Raw genomic sequence first — 16,198 nt, forward strand, 5'->3', positions numbered from 1 at the left:
GTAGCACTTATCATCTCAAGCACAAAAGGAAAGTCGAGATATCAATCTATTCCATTTTTTCATGAAAGACGCTAAAACGTAAAAAAGCCCGCTCGAATGAGCGGGCAATGAGGTTGCCATATAAGCTCTAATTAATGAGCTTACTGATTTTTATCTATTACGCTTCTTGACTGACTTTTACTTTTGCATGCAGCTCTTGCACCGACATTACCGAGCACTTTGCATCAGCCGTATGAGCCATACAGGTTGCGAACGCTGCGTTGAGCGTGGTTGTGTAGTTCACTTTCTCTGCGAGTGCGCCGCGGCGTAGAACTTTTGAATCTTCAATCGCTTGACGACCAGATGCCGTATTTACGATATAGGTATATTCGTTATTCTTAATACGGTCAAGAATGTGCGGACGACCTTCATGCACCTTGTTGACAAGACGTGGGTTGATCCCCGCTTCGCCTAGAATGACTGCAGTGCCGTGGGTGGCATCCAATTGGTAACCTAACTTCACCAGCTTAGACGCTAGGTCAACAACACGTTCTTTATCACCTTCACGTACAGACAATAGCGCACGGCCGCCTTCTGGGTAAACCGCGCCACAACCGAGTTCCGCTTTTGCGTAAGCTTCCGCGAACGTTGCACCAACCCCCATGACTTCACCTGTTGAGCGCATTTCTGGCCCCAAGAGTGGGTCAACGCCAGGGAACTTGTTAAACGGAAGAACCACTTCTTTCACTGAGTAATACGGAGGAATAATCTCTTTGGTAAAACCTTGCGACTCTAAAGATTGACCCGCCATAACACGTGCAGCGATTTTCGCTAACGGTGCCCCTGTTGCTTTCGAGACAAACGGCACAGTACGTGCTGCTCGAGGGTTAACTTCGATTAAGTAAACTTCGTTATCTTTCACTGCGAACTGCGTGTTCATCAGGCCGCGAACACCTAATTCGAACGCTAGTTTTTCAACTTGCTCGCGCATCTTATCTTGGATTTCTTGGCTTAATGTGTAGGCAGGCAGAGAACATGCCGAGTCACCTGAGTGAACGCCCGCTTGTTCAATGTGCTCCATGATTCCGCCAATAACGACACGTTCCCCGTCACAGATAGCGTCGATATCTACTTCTGTTGCATCGTCTAGAAAACGATCGAGTAGTACTGGAGATTCATTTGATACACTTACCGCTTCGTTGAAATAGCGGCGTAAGTCTTGTTCGTCATACACGATTTCCATTGCACGACCACCTAGAACGTAAGATGGACGAACTACGAGTGGGAAACCAATTTCTTTTGATTTCTCTATAGCTTGCTCCATCGCCGTTACCGTGGCGTTTTCTGGCTGTAGAAGACCTAGACGATCAACCGCCGCTTGGAAACGCTCACGATCTTCGGCACGGTCGATGGCATCAGGACTCGTGCCAATGATTGGGACCCCCGCCGCTTCTAATGCGCGCGCCAATTTTAGTGGTGTTTGACCACCGTACTGAACAATCACCCCTTTTGGCTTTTCAACGCGAGCAATAGACAGTACATCTTCTAGAGTCACTGGTTCGAAGTACAAACGGTCAGACGTATCGTAGTCGGTCGATACTGTTTCTGGGTTACAGTTAACCATAATGGTTTCGTAACCGTCTTCGCGAAGTGCAAGTGAAGCGTGTACACAACAGTAGTCAAATTCAATGCCTTGGCCGATACGGTTAGGCCCGCCACCAAGCACCATAATTTTGTCTTTATCTGTAGGGTTCGCTTCACACTCCTCATCGTAAGACGAGTACATGTAAGCTGTATCAGAAGAAAATTCCGCGGCGCAAGTATCAACACGTTTGTAAACAGGATGAATATCGAACTGTTCGCGTGCTCGACGGATTTCACTTTCTGCGACACCTAATAGTTTAGATAGGCGTGCGTCCGAGAAGCCTTTACGCTTCATCTGACGTAGAACCGTTTGGGTTAACCCTGCGTAACCGCCCGCCTTGACTTGCTCTTCGAGTTTTACAATTTCTTCGATTTGGACTAAGAACCAGCGGTCGATTTGCGTTAGATTGAACACACCATCGACTGACATGCCTGCACGGAATGCATCGGCGATATACCAAATACGCTCCGCACCCGCTTCTTTCAACTCGTGGCGGATCTTAGTCAGTGCATCTGGCGCTTCCAGATCGACCATTTCATCAAAGCCTGTCGCACCGACTTCTAGGCCACGTAATGCTTTGTGAAGCGATTCTTGTTGGTTACGACCAATGGCCATCACCTCACCAACCGATTTCATTTGTGTCGTCAAACGATCATTAGCACCGGCAAATTTCTCGAAATTAAAACGAGGAATCTTAGTCACAACATAGTCGATGGTTGGTTCAAATGATGCCGGCGTTGCACCACCTGTAATATCATTTTGTAGCTCATCCAGCGTAAAGCCAACGGCCAGTTTTGCGGCAATCTTCGCGATAGGAAAACCGGTGGCTTTCGATGCCAGAGCAGAAGAGCGAGATACACGCGGGTTCATCTCGATGATGACCATGCGTCCATCTTTCGGGTTGATACCAAACTGGACGTTTGAGCCCCCTGTTTCAACACCAATCTCACGTAGCACAGCTAACGATGCATTACGCATCAGCTGGTATTCTTTGTCTGTCAGCGTTTGTGCTGGCGCAACCGTGATTGAGTCACCGGTGTGGATACCCATTGGATCGAAGTTTTCGATTGAACATACAATAATGCAGTTGTCTGCTTTATCGCGGACGACTTCCATCTCGTACTCTTTCCACCCAATCAGTGATTCATCGATCAAAAGCTCATTGGTTGGCGATAGGTCTAGACCGCGACGACAGATCTCTTCGAACTCTTCTTTGTTATAGGCGATACCGCCGCCTGTCCCACCCATAGTGAACGATGGACGAATGATACAAGGGAAACCAACCATATCGAGTACGCCGTAGGCTTCTTCCATGTTTTTCGCAGTATCAGCACGAGGACACTCAAGCCCGATAGACTTCATGGCTTTATCAAAGCGCGAACGGTCTTCCGCTTTATCAATCGCATCAGCGGTTGCACCAATCATTTCTACGCCGAACTCTTCAAGAACACCCTGCTTCTCTAGCTCTAGCGCACAGTTTAGCGCTGTCTGACCACCCATCGTTGGCAGTACCGCATCTGGACGTTCTTTTTCGATGATTTTACGTACCACTTCCCACTGAATTGGCTCGATGTAGGTTGCATCCGCCATCTCCGGATCAGTCATGATGGTCGCAGGGTTAGAGTTAACTAAAATAACTCTATAGCCTTCTTCACGAAGGGCTTTACACGCTTGCGCGCCAGAGTAGTCAAACTCACATGCCTGACCGATCACTATCGGACCAGCACCAAGAATTAAAATACTTTGAATGTCAGTACGTTTTGGCATTATCTACTACTCCGAATTAAGCGCTGTGTTTTTTGATGAGTTCGATAAAGTGGTCAAATAGCGGTGCCGCATCATGTGGACCGGGGCTCGCTTCAGGGTGACCTTGGAAGCTAAATGCTGGTTTATCAGTGCGGTGAATACCTTGTAAAGAGCCGTCAAATAGTGATACGTGGGTGGCACGCAGATTCTCAGGTAGTGTTTCTTCATCTGCAGCAAAACCGTGGTTCTGAGAAGTAATCATCACAACATTACGGTCTAAATCTTTAACCGGGTGGTTTGCGCCGTGATGGCCAAACTTCATCTTCACGGTTTGTGCACCAGAAGCCAACGCCAAGATTTGGTGACCTAAACAAATACCAAAGATAGGTAAGTTTTTCTCTAGAAAGATTTTGGTCGCTTCAATCGCGTAACTACATGGTTCTGGATCGCCCGGTCCATTTGACAAGAAAACCCCATCAGGACTCATTGCTAATACTTCTTCAGCTGAAGTCTCCGCTGGCACGACTGTTAAGCGGCAACCGCGGTCAACCAATATTCGTAAGATATTCCGCTTAGCACCGAAGTCGTATGCAACGACATGATAAGGTAACTCGTTGTCGTCTTTCGCCTCTGGAAGTCCCCCTTCAAGCGTCCACGAACCTTGTTTCCATTGATACGCTTCTTTCGTTGTCACTTCTTTCGCAAGGTCCATTCCTTTTAAGCCAGGGAATTCTTTTGCTTTCGCGAGAGCCAGAGCTTCATCTAAGTTAGTACCAGAAACGATACAACCATTTTGAGCCCCTTTCTCACGTAAGATGCGCGTTAGCTTTCTCGTGTCGATATCGGCAATACCAACGATATTTTGTGACTTGAGATAATCAGAAAGGGATTGTTCATTACGGAAGTTAGAAGCGATAAGAGGGAGATCGCGAATCACAAGGCCTTGTGCGTGGATTGAAGAGGATTCTTCATCTTCGGAAGTGGTTCCGGTATTGCCAATGTGAGGATAAGTAAGGGTGACGATTTGCTGAGAATAGGAAGGATCAGTGAGGATTTCTTGATATCCCGTCATCGAGGTATTAAAAACGACCTCACCAACGGAAATACCATCTACCCCTATGGACACTCCGTGGAACACTGTCCCATCTTCTAGGACTAGCAGTGCTAATTTACCCAAGGCAACCTCCAGAATAAAAATGCAAAAAAAATAAATCAAAACTCGAAATTGCCTTGCTTTACCTAAATAATTTACATAAATAGGTATTTAAGACAAATTGGCGGTATTCTAAAGTTGGACTGGAAATCTGTCAACAAGCAATCAAAAATAAATAATGAATTTCTAGACAGTAAGGCCATTTGCAACGAATAAGGCTTAAAAAAACAACTTTTATCCACTACAAACAGGGAAGAGATAGATCTTTTGTGATTTCTATAAAATTTAACTTTTTAAAGCTCAATAAAATTTACACCTCCCTCAAGCAAACGTTAACCACTCAAGTCCAACGCTAGTTTTTAAACATAATAACTAAAATAAAGCACCAACACCTCAAAATAGACAATAAACTCTCTCTAAAATGTCACTTTCCATGTAGCATTTCATTTACATAAAATTCCATAGATATAAAAAAGCCGACTAACGCCGGCGAATAATTATGTATTTTTAAAGGTCATTCAGCCCCAAGACATCTGTCATGGTATAAAAGCCAGCAGGCTTAGAACCCAACCAAACGGCCGCTTTTACAGCTCCATTGGCAAACGTCATGCGATCGGTCGCTTTGTGCGTAATTTCGACACGTTCGCCAATATCAGCAAACATCGCCGTGTGCTCACCTACAATGTCACCAGCGCGGAGCGTCGCAAAACCGATCTCATCTTTAGTTCGCTCACCAGTAATACCTTCTCGAGCATACACTGCGACATCACTTAGGTTGTTCCCCATCGCACCAGCAATAGCTTCGCCCATACCTATCGCAGTACCTGACGGTGCATCTACTTTGTGACGGTGGTGAGCTTCAACAATCTCGATATCACAATAATCTCCCATGACTTGGGCTGCTTTTTCTAGCAGCTTAAAGACGAGGTTAACACCCACAGAGTAATTGGGTGCCATGATAACCGGCACTTGCTTTGCTGCTTGATCAATAAGGTTACGCTCGTCCTCACTAAAGCCCGTCGTACCAATCACAATACTTTTTCCGTACTTTTTACACAGCTCAAGGTTAGCTAAAGTGCTCACCGGTGCAGTAAAGTCGATGATGACATCAAAATTGTCGATGTCTTTAGCAAGATCATCCGTTAAAACCACATCAAATTTACCTTCACCACAAAGCTCTCCAATATCCACACCAACAAGTGAAGACTCTGGTCGTTCAGAGCCGGCACTCACTGAAGCTTTTGGATTAAGATGTGAAGCTTTGACTAAATTTCGGCCCATACGACCTGCTGCCCCTGCGATTGCAATACGAACCATTGCGCTTTCTCTCCTTCTCTGGATAACGAGGTTTGCTCTCGTTCTCTCGTTTCGCTGAATCTGTTTAAACTAACAACATACTGTGGTTACCACAAGCAAGTTCATCGGGCTTAAGCAAACTCTTTTACGACACGTTCCAAGATAGGTACGTTCGCTTCAGGAAAGGGGTAATCACCCAATTCGCTGATCTCAACCCAGCGTCCTTCTTGCCCTTCTCGGCCATAAGGTTCGTCATTGAATTGAGAGACGGTAATGAAATCAAATTTCAACGACTTATCCGGGTAGTCAAACTCAAGGTGTTCAAAAAATGCCTGCTCCGTAACCTCAATTCCCACTTCTTCTTTAAGCTCTCGGGCAATAGCTAACTCCATCGTTTCTCCAGGTTCGACCTTGCCGCCTGGAAACTCCCAAAAACCCCCTTTATGTTTATCGTTCGGACGTTTGGTAATAAAGATTTGCGATTTATTTTGGTTAAAAATGATCGCAGCAACAATATGAGTTCTTTTCATAAAGCGAATTCCTAAACCTTAAGTACGGTTGTACTGCATTGCGGCAACAACGAGTGTTTATCTTTCTGGTACTTGCTGTCGCTCTTAAATTTATAATATTAAGACAGCCGTAGAATTTACTTAAAAAAAGAGCCGCCTAAGCGACTCTTTCTTCACGTTTTCAGACTATATTAGTCGATTTTGCCGTGGCACTGTTTGTACTTCTTACCGCTGCCACATGGACAAGGCTCATTACGCCCGACTTTACGTTCATCACGAACAATAGGTTGATGAGCACCATCCGTCTTTTCTTCACCGGACAATTGGCTCTCCGCGGCGGCATGCTGAGCTTGTGCTCGGCGAGAAGCTTCTTCTGCTTGCGCACGACGTTGCTCTTCCATGCGCTCAACTTCTTCTTGTTGTTGAACTCGCACACGAGAAAGTACGGTAATGACGTCAGTTTTCAATGCTTCTAAAAGCTCTTCAAACAGTTCAAACGACTCACGTTTGTATTCTTGTTTTGGGTTCTTCTGCGCATAGCCACGTAGATGAATGCCTTGGCGTAGATGATCCATCGCAGCCAAGTGTTCTTTCCATAGCGTATCAAGAGTTTGAAGCATGACCGATTTTTCGAAATTACGAAGCACTTGTGCACCAACGACCTCTTCTTTCTCTTTGTAGACTTTAACCGCTAGGTTAATAATCTTCTCACGCAACGCTTCTTCATAAAGCTTGTCGTCGTCTTCTAACCACTGTTTAACAGGGGCATCAAGATCGAAATCGGCTTTCAGGCGTTCTTGTAAACCTTCAACATCCCACATTTCCTCTAGTGACTGTGGTGGAATGTACTCGTCAATGATCGCCGTTAGAACGTCTTCACGGTTTTGCTCGATCATGTCGCTGATATCATCGACATTCATCAATTCATCGCGCAGTTCATAAACGACTTTACGTTGGTCATTCGCCACATCATCGTATTCAAGTAACTGCTTACGAATGTCGAAGTTACGGCCTTCCACTTTTCGCTGTGCTTTTTCAATAGAACGTGAAAGCATTTTTGATTCGATTGCCTCACCTTCTTCCATACCACTTTGGATAAGGCTAGCCATACGCTCTGAAGTGAAGATACGCAGCAGAGAATCTTCCATCGAAAGGTAGAAACGAGATGAACCCGCATCCCCCTGACGACCAGAACGACCACGCAACTGGTTATCGATACGGCGAGATTCGTGACGCTCGGTACCGATAATGTGTAAGCCTCCTGCTTCTAGCACTTTATCATGCACGACTTTCCATTCGGCTTTAATCGCATCAATTTGCTCCTTGGATGGATTTTCTAGCCCTTCAAGTTTTGCTTGCCAACTACCACCAAGCACAATATCCGTACCACGACCCGCCATATTAGTCGCAATTGTTACCGCACCTGGCATACCCGCTTCAGCAATAATTTCCGCTTCTCTCTCGTGGAACTTTGCGTTCAGCACGTTGTGCTTGATCTTCGCTTTCTTCAGAGCGTTAGACAATAGCTCTGACTTCTCGATCGATACCGTACCAACGAGTGTAGGTTGTCCTTTCGCAACACGCCCTTTAATATCTTCAATGATTGCAGCAAACTTCTCCGCTTCGGTGCGGTATACGGCATCTGGCATGTCGTTACGAATCATCGGTTTGTTGGTTGGAATAACCACCGTTTCCAAACCATAGATAGATTGGAATTCGAACGCTTCCGTATCTGCAGTACCGGTCATGCCTGATAATTTTTCGTATAAACGGAAGTAATTCTGGAAGGTTATTGAAGCCAGCGTTTGGTTTTCGTTTTGAATCTTTACGCCTTCTTTCGCTTCAACCGCTTGGTGAAGACCTTCAGACCAACGACGCCCAGGCATGGTGCGGCCTGTATGTTCATCAACGATCACTACTTCGCCTTCATCAGTCACGATATAATCCACATTACGCTCAAACAATACATGTGCGCGTAATGCAGCATTAACGTGATGGAGCATACTGATGTTAGTTGGAGAATAAAGTGTATCACCCTCTTCCATCAAACCGTTTTCAACCAATAATTCTTCAACGTATTCTTGGCCAGTTTCCGTGAGATATACTTGCTTCGATTTTTCATCAACCGTGTAGTGACCATCACCGCGATACTCTTCAGAATCTTCTTTGTCTTGCTTTTTAAGATGCGGGATCAATAGATTAATTCGAGTGTAAAGCTCAGAGCTATCTTCAGCAGGACCAGAAATAATCAAAGGAGTACGAGCTTCATCGATAAGAATAGAATCCACTTCATCGACAACGGCAAAGAAGCGCTCTCGTTGTACGCGGTCTTCGCTACGGAAAGCCATGTTGTCACGAAGGTAATCAAAACCAAACTCGTTGTTTGTACCGTAAAGAATATCGGCTTGGTAAGCTTCTTTTTTCTCTTGAGGTGGCATGTTTGGCACGTTTACGCCAACGGTCATTCCTAAGAATTCAAATAGTGGACGGTTTGTCTCAGCATCACGCTTGGCTAGATAGTCGTTCACTGTAACAATGTGAACACCTTTACCTGATAATGCGTTTAGATATGCAGGAAGAGTAGCTGTTAGCGTTTTACCTTCACCCGTACGCATCTCCGCAATTTGACCCGCATTCAGAACCATACCACCAATAAGCTGCACATCGAAGTGACGCATACCGTAAACACGCTTAGATGCTTCACGAACCGTCGCAAAAGCTTCTGGAAGTAGTTTATCAAGAGTTTCACCTTTCTCTAGGCGCTCACGGAATTCAACCGTCTTTGCTTTTAACTCTTCATCACTTAAAGCTTCAAAAGTCGGCTCGTAGTTATTGATCTCTCTTACAATTTTTCTAAGGCGGCGCAGTGTTCGGTCGTTGCGACTGCCAATCACTTTTGTCAGTAGCTTAGTTATCATTTTTCGTGAATCTCTCTTTAATCAGACCGTTCCCGATCTACTCATAATGCCTTCAGTCTCTGCCAGTTTGAAACTAAGAATACTGAGATAAATCATTTATCAAAGATATTGAGTTCAAACATCCATATTTCAAGGCTAAGCTTCGAAACAATATCGCTTAGTGTAAGGATTTTTCATCGATACAACCATAAATAGACGTATTTGTTTGAAGCACCCTGAATTTTTTAGTGAAAGTGGTGACTGATTAGCCATTATTTCATAATGCAATACCTTTCATTTATTCAAAAAGAAATGTACTTTTCACCTTGTCACATTGTAAAACTGAAGCTAAACAGGTTAATGTAAACTATACCTTAATAGAAAGCTGCTCTAGAATAAGTTATATCTCAACAAAATTAGATTTTACCTATGCGTGATCACCGCCCAACCTCTAGCGAGGATGTTATTGCTGAATCGCAGTTCAAGAAGATTCAAGAACATGCTGGAGAAATCTTGCAGCTAAACCAAGCCCTGCAAGAAATTTTACCCCAAGGTACGGCCGATCATTGCCGAGTGGCGAACATCCGTAGTGGTCACTTGTTGATCGACGTTGCTAGTGCCGCGCTCAAAATGAAGATCGACTACGATCGCTTAATGATCCTCAATAAACTTCGTACGCAAGGCTTTGCCAAGTTGATGAGCATTGAAGTTAGGATCAACCCATCCCTATATCGAAATCGTTTTGAGCAAGATAATCGACCGAAACGCCCACCTTTGACAGAGTCGGCAGCTAACTCATTAATGATGATTGCCGATATGGCACCACCCAAAGTCCAAGAGCGCTTAAAGCGACTGGCAGAGATGGCAGAAAAGAAAAACAGCGAGTAACTGGTTATATCAAAATACTAATTATCTTTCGCTGATTCAGATTAAAACGTTCTAAACTCTAGACAGCAAAAAACCAGACATTAGCCTGGTTTTTTTAATTTATTAGTATCGATGTATTTTACGCTATTACCATATTGGGTTCTGCGAAAGCAACTGGTGAATCAACGTCTTCTTCAAATGTCGTCCACTCCCACGCTTCCTGATCCGCTAGAACCGCACGTAGTAACTGGTTATTCAGTCCATGACCAGACTTGTAGGCACGAAACTCACCAATAATTGGGTGACCACACATGTAAAGATCGCCAATCGCATCCAACACTTTATGAGTTACAAACTCATTTTCAAAGCGTAGACCTTCTTCGTTAAGAATACGGTAATCATCCAACACGATAGCGTTATCGAAACTGCCACCCAAAACTAAGTTTTGAGATTGTAGATATTCGATATCACGCATAAAGCCAAACGTACGTGCGCGAGAAATTTCACGAACGAAGCCTTTCGATGAGAAATCAAATAAGAGGCGCTGCTCGTCAGATTCTATCGCAGGGTGGCTAAAGTCGATTTCGAAATCCATACGAAAGCCGTTAAATGGTACAAATTCTGCCCATTTATCGCCATCTTCAAAACGAACTGGCTTTTTAATGCGGATGAAACGTTTTGGCGCATTTTGCGTTTCGATACCTGCTTGTTGTAGCAAGTATACAAAGGGGCTTGCACTACCATCCATAATTGGAATTTCAGGTGCGTCTACTTCGACAATAATGTTGTCGATGCCCATACCAGCAAGTGCCGCATTCAAGTGCTCTACAGTTGAAATACGCACACCTTCGTCGTTTACCAATGCAGTACATAGCATTGTGTCACGAACAGAAGCCGGATCAGCTGGAAAATCTACAGGTGGGTTTACATCGGTACGACGGTAAATGATACCTGTATTTGTAGCAGCCGGGCGCAGAGTAAGCGTGACTTTACGACCAGAGTGGAGACCCACACCAGTTGTTTTCACTATTTCTTTCAGAGTACGTTGTCTGATCATCTGCTTGCCTCTCAAAATTTTGCTACAAAACACGGCCGCCTGCAACATCGACCGTGAATGCTACCATAATTTTGAGCCATGTCAATTTATGGATTAAAAATCAATCAGCCTGACGGCGCAGGAATGCCGGGATATCTAAATAACCATTTTCTTTTTCTTGCTTCGGAGCAGCAGAACTTTGGCTCGACGATGCAGAAGAAGAAGCTGTGTTTGCCGACTGAGGATTCATTTGTGGCTTCTCTTGCACATGAGTTTGCAAGGGTTGTGCCGACTTCTCTTCAGCTTGCGTTGCCGCAGCCGCTTGTTGCGGTTGAGCTTGGTGAGTTGGAGCGACCTTCGCTTTACCACCTGCTACTAACGTAATATCTGGCTTTTTTTCATTGCCAATACCAGTTGCCACGACTGTCACCCGAATCTCGTCAGTCATATCTGGGTCAAGAGAAGTACCAATAACGACAGTCGCATTGTCAGAAGCAAATGCTTTAACAGTGTTACCCACTGTCTCAAATTCATCAAGGCGCATGTCTAAACCAGCAGTGATATTAACCAGAACACCGCGAGCTCCCGCTAGATCGATATCTTCTAGAAGTGGGCTAGATATTGCCATTTCGGCCGCTTCTTCAGCACGATCTTCACCTTTAGCAATACCGCTCCCCATCATCGCGTGACCCATTTCAGACATGACGGTTCTCACGTCTGCAAAGTCAACGTTAATCATGCCAGGACGAGTAATAAGTTCGGCAATACCTTGAACCGCGTTTTTAAGCACGTCATTCGCGCTTGCAAATGCTTCCAATAAAGTAACGCCACGACCAAGCACTTTAAGTAGTTTCTCGTTTGGAATCGTAATCAAAGAGTCAACGTGATTCGATAGCTCATCGATGCCTTGCTCAGCAAACGCCAAACGCTTTTTGCCTTCAAAACTGAACGGTTTAGTTACTACCGCAACAGTAAGAATGCCAAGCTCTTTTGCTACTTCAGCAATAACAGGTGCAGCACCAGTACCTGTACCACCGCCCATACCCGCCGCGATAAACACCATATCGGCACCAGTTAGGGAGTCTTTAAGCCTATCTCTGTCTTCGAGAGCTGCGTCACGCCCAACCTGTGGATTAGCACCTGCTCCTAGACCTTTGGTGATGTCACCACCGATCTGAATAACATTGCCAACGCTTGTCTTGCGAAGTGCTTGCGCATCAGTGTTGACGCTGATGAATTCCACACCTTCGATGGATTCACGCACCATGTGTTCAACGGCGTTACCGCCGCCGCCACCAACCCCAACGACCTTAATTACTGCATCGTCAGACATTTCCATCATCGGTTCAAACATGTGTTGTCTCCGTTTATCCTGCAACTCAGGTTAAAACTCTTTTTGTATCCAATTACGCAATTTATCGAAAAAGCCAGTAACAGATGAGCGTTTAGGTTCATTATAATCGCTATCGTCGCTAGACTGCATGTCTCTTGCGTAATGAAGTAATCCAACTGCCGTAGAATGATACGGCTCTTTTACATAGTCAGTTAATCCGCTGACTTCGAGCGGTTTACCGACCCTAACTTGATTGCGGAATACACGTTCCGCACATTCTATCACTCCGTCCATTTGCGCAGCACCGCCGGTGAGTACAACCCCCGCAGCGAGATGGTGCTTTATTCCATCTTCGCGCAATTTTACCTGTACAGAGTCGATAGTTTGGTTAACCAGTCCCATAAGCTCAGAGTAACGTGGCTCAATCACTTCTGACAACGTTTGCCGCTGCAGACTTCGCGATGGTCGCCCTCCTACGCTTGGTACATTAACCGTGTCATCCTTACTGACCAGTTCACTTAAAGCACAGCCGTATTTTACTTTTATTTCTTCAGCATCGCTCACTGGCGTACCAAAAGCAAAAGCAATATCACTAGTTACCGCATTTCCTGCGTACGAAAATACTTCTGTGTGACGTAGCGCACCACCAGTCCAGATAGCCACATCCATCGTGCCAGCGCCAATATCAACCACACACACTCCAAGCTCTCTTTCATCTTCGGTGATTACAGCATTACTTGCAGCAAGTCCCGAAAATACAAGTTGCTCTACTTTAAGGCCGCATCGTTCTACCGCCTTAATAATATTACGTGCCATGTCATTATGACATGAGATAAGGTGGACACTCACTTCCATTCTTACCCCAGACAAACCAAGCGGGTTTTTAATGCCCTCTTGGTAATCGATGGTGAACTCTTGTGGAATCACATGAAGGATTCGTTGTTCATCACCGATTTTAATCGATTTTGCAGTATGGATAGCGCGGTCCATATCTTCTTGAGATACTTCCTCATCAGATATCGTACCCATTCCTTTTTCAATTCGGCTTGCGATATGCTTACCAGACAACGAAATGAAAACTCGGCTGATCCGGCACTCGGCCATCAATTCAGCTTGATCAATTGCACGTTGTACTGATTTTACAACCGACTCTAAGTCATTCACGCCACCTTTATCCATGCCACGTGAAGGGCTACTGCCCGCACCAATAATATTAATTTGGCCGTCTGGCAGAATCTCACCCACTAGAGCTGATACGGTTGCAGTGCCTATATCAAGACCAACAATAATGTTGTCATCAGCGGCCTTAGTCATCTGTACTCTCTTTTAACTCTTGTTCAGGAAACCAACCGACTGCAGCTCCTGTATCGTACCTGAGATCGATATAACTGATTCTCTGTGTGTCACTGCCAAGCTTGTTATAGAGCGAGAAAAAACGCTCTATACGTTCAAGAAGAGACTCTTTACCGAGCTCTAATCGAATACCATTATCAAGGATTATTTGCCAAGCTCGTCGCTCGTTTAATACCAGAGACGATATCGCTAAACCCAACTGTTGAAACTTAGGACTCAAATCACGATAAGTCTGCAAGACTTCCGGTCCACTGTCTTTGGGTCCATACAGTTTTACTTTTTCTTCCTTGAGCAAAGCAACGTCCCCATCAAACACGTATCCATTTTTATCCAACAGTACATTGCCATTCCAGATTGCTTCAGGTTGATGCTCTGTTAAAAAAACTTTTACTGTATCTGGCCACTGCTTTCGAATGGCGGCATGCGCCACCCAAGGCAATGCTTCAACGCTTCGCTGTAATACATCAATATCCTGAGACATAAATGTACCGATGTGATCAAGTTTACTAAATGCCGCCTGAGCATCGCCAGCAGTGACATATTCCAGTTTCCCTTGAAGCACTATTTTGGAGAGAGGTAACCTTTGGTCATCCCACATCCAACTGATCGCCGAGTACAAAACAGAACTAATCAAGGTCACAACTACAAAGAAAAATAGCGCACCCAAGAGTCTCTCTTGGCGACCACGGTTATTGTCCGCGTTTAGTCGCTCGTCATTCAGTGCAATATTCAACAACGTCTTCGTTTCCTGACTTTTTGTCGTGTATTTTTACCCACATAATTACGCAGAGGCAAAAGTATTGACTTTAACCTTGGGATTATACTGAGCTCTTGTAAACTATCAAACACTGATAGCAATAAATCACAACGTTATTGGTGCAAAATCGAGATCTGAGTCTTTACTTCAACAATCTGTGTTACCCAAGCATCTTGTTTATATTTAATTCAAGACCTGCAAGCTGTTTGGCCACTTTACCAACATCTCCCGCACCTTGCGTTAAGATCAGGTCGCCATCTTGCATAACGTTAGCCAAAACTGACGGTAATTGTTCGATTTCAGGCACAAAAATGGGATCGACTTTGCCTCGGCTGCGAATTGTACGACATAAAGCTCGTCCGTCCGCGCCTGCAATTGGCTTTTCACCTGCGGCATAAACATCCAACATGATTAATACATCAACTTGCTCTAGCACATTCGCAAAGTCATCGTATAGATCACGCGTACGGCTATAACGGTGTGGCTGAAAAATCATCACAAGACGTTTATCTTGCCAACCGCTGCGCGCAGCATTAATGGTCACGTCCACTTCTGTAGGGTGGTGTCCGTAATCATCCACCAGCATGGCATGACCATTACCTGTATCAAACTCACCAAGATGATCAAAACGTCGTCCCGTGCCTTGCGTACCGGCCATCGCTTTTAGAATTGCATCGTCTTCAATGTCATCTTCGGTTGCAACCGCAATCGCAGCCGACGCATTAAGTGCATTGTGGCGACCTGGAATATTCAGAGTGATATCTAAGTTAACGCCCCCTTTACGCACCACCGTAAATTTGCCTTGCTGACCTTCTTGACGATAGTTTTGAATACGTACGTCGGCATCTTCGGAGAAGCCGTAAGTAATGACTTGACGACTAATACGTGGAATTAACTCTCGAACAACAGGGTCATCAATACAAACGATCGCTTGGCCGTAAAACGGCAGGTTATGCAAGAAATCAATGAAGGTTTGTTTCAAGGTTTCAAAGTCACCACCATAGGTTTCCATATGGTCGGCTTCGATATTAGTCACGATGCTCACCATTGGTTGAAGGTGTAAAAATGACGCATCACTTTCGTCCGCTTCCGCGATAAGAATACGACTGGAGCCTAAACGGGCATTAGTACCAGCGCTTTTTACTAAACCACCATTGACGAACGTAGGATCAAGGCCTGCTTCTGAATAGATTTGAGTGACTAATGCTGTGGTCGTGGTTTTACCGTGGGTACCCGCAACGGCAATACCGTGACGAAAACGCATCAGTTCCGCCAGCATTTCCGCTCGACGAACAATGGGAATACGCAACTCACGAGCCGCCATTACTTCAGGGTTTTCTTCGTTTATCGCTGTAGAAACAACGACCACACTTGCTTTTTCAACATTACTTGCCAAATGACCGATATAGACGGTTGCACCTTTCGATACCAAACGCTCTGTCACTGGGTTTTCTGATAAATCAGAGCCGGTAATCTTATACCCTTCGTTCAAAAGAACTTCTGCAATGCCACTCATTCCCGCCCCACCAATGCCGATGAAATGGATGGATTTCACCCGGCGCATCTCTGGCACCATTGCGCGAATCTGAGCTAAGTCTTGTGTATGTTGGATAGTCATGAATGTTAA

11 protein-coding genes are annotated in these 16,198 nt (G+C 45.0%); 1 reads left to right on the plus strand and 10 read right to left on the minus strand.

All coding sequences use genetic code 11. From position 1 onward, the window contains the following. Positions 1 to 157 precede the first annotated feature (157 nt). The 5 genes from carB to secA form a co-directional block, all read right to left on the minus strand. Complete coding sequence (gene carB, locus ATG66_RS17560; RefSeq protein ID WP_098416520.1) at positions 158 to 3,391, minus strand: carbamoyl-phosphate synthase large subunit; 3,234 nt, start codon at positions 3,389 to 3,391, stop codon at positions 158 to 160. Positions 3,392 to 3,407: 16 nt separating this feature from the next. Next, complete coding sequence (carA, locus tag ATG66_RS17565; RefSeq protein WP_098416521.1) at positions 3,408 to 4,547, minus strand: glutamine-hydrolyzing carbamoyl-phosphate synthase small subunit; 1,140 nt, start codon at positions 4,545 to 4,547, stop codon at positions 3,408 to 3,410. Positions 4,548 to 5,030: 483 nt separating this feature from the next. After that, a complete protein-coding gene (gene dapB / locus ATG66_RS17570; RefSeq protein WP_098416522.1) occupies positions 5,031 to 5,840 on the minus strand; it encodes a 4-hydroxy-tetrahydrodipicolinate reductase in 810 nt (269 codons plus the stop codon). A gap of 110 nt (positions 5,841 to 5,950) precedes the next feature. Then, complete coding sequence (mutT, locus tag ATG66_RS17575) at positions 5,951 to 6,349, minus strand: 8-oxo-dGTP diphosphatase MutT (RefSeq protein ID WP_098416523.1); 399 nt, start codon at positions 6,347 to 6,349, stop codon at positions 5,951 to 5,953. Positions 6,350 to 6,519: 170 nt separating this feature from the next. Then, complete coding sequence (gene secA / locus ATG66_RS17580; RefSeq protein WP_098416524.1) at positions 6,520 to 9,246, minus strand: preprotein translocase subunit SecA; 2,727 nt, start codon at positions 9,244 to 9,246, stop codon at positions 6,520 to 6,522. 408 nt (positions 9,247 to 9,654) lie between these two features. On the opposite strand from secA, the gene ATG66_RS17585 reads away from it, so the two are divergent. Further along, on the plus strand, positions 9,655 to 10,113 hold the full coding sequence (locus tag ATG66_RS17585) for a DUF721 domain-containing protein (RefSeq protein ID WP_098416525.1): 459 nt from the start codon (positions 9,655 to 9,657) through the stop codon (positions 10,111 to 10,113). Between the two features lie 118 nt (positions 10,114 to 10,231). Here ATG66_RS17585 and lpxC read toward each other — a convergent pair whose 3' ends face one another. The 5 genes from lpxC to murC all read right to left on the minus strand — a co-directional run bounded on the left by lpxC (position 10,232) and on the right by murC (position 16,189). Further along, positions 10,232 to 11,149: a UDP-3-O-acyl-N-acetylglucosamine deacetylase gene (gene lpxC / locus ATG66_RS17590; protein ID WP_098417101.1), complete on the minus strand. Its 918-nt coding sequence runs from the start codon at positions 11,147 to 11,149 to the stop codon at positions 10,232 to 10,234. A 100-nt stretch (positions 11,150 to 11,249) separates the two neighbouring features. Next, positions 11,250 to 12,482 (minus strand): cell division protein FtsZ, encoded by a 1,233-nt coding sequence (gene ftsZ, locus ATG66_RS17595; protein ID WP_098416526.1) that lies wholly within the window; start codon positions 12,480 to 12,482, stop codon positions 11,250 to 11,252. A 30-nt stretch (positions 12,483 to 12,512) separates the two neighbouring features. Beyond that, positions 12,513 to 13,775, minus strand: a complete 1,263-nt coding sequence (ftsA, locus tag ATG66_RS17600; RefSeq protein ID WP_098416527.1) for a cell division protein FtsA — start codon at positions 13,773 to 13,775, stop codon at positions 12,513 to 12,515. Continuing rightward, on the minus strand, positions 13,768 to 14,550 hold the full coding sequence (locus ATG66_RS17605) for a cell division protein FtsQ/DivIB (protein WP_098416528.1): 783 nt from the start codon (positions 14,548 to 14,550) through the stop codon (positions 13,768 to 13,770). The genes ftsA and ATG66_RS17605 overlap by 8 nt, the downstream gene beginning before the upstream one ends. 181 nt (positions 14,551 to 14,731) lie before the next feature. Further along, positions 14,732 to 16,189: a UDP-N-acetylmuramate--L-alanine ligase gene (gene murC / locus ATG66_RS17610; protein WP_098416529.1), complete on the minus strand. Its 1,458-nt coding sequence runs from the start codon at positions 16,187 to 16,189 to the stop codon at positions 14,732 to 14,734. Positions 16,190 to 16,198 lie beyond the last annotated feature (9 nt).

Origin of the sequence: Vibrio sp. ES.051 (assembly GCF_002563795.1) — a bacterium.
GTDB lineage: Bacteria > Pseudomonadota > Gammaproteobacteria > Enterobacterales > Vibrionaceae > Vibrio.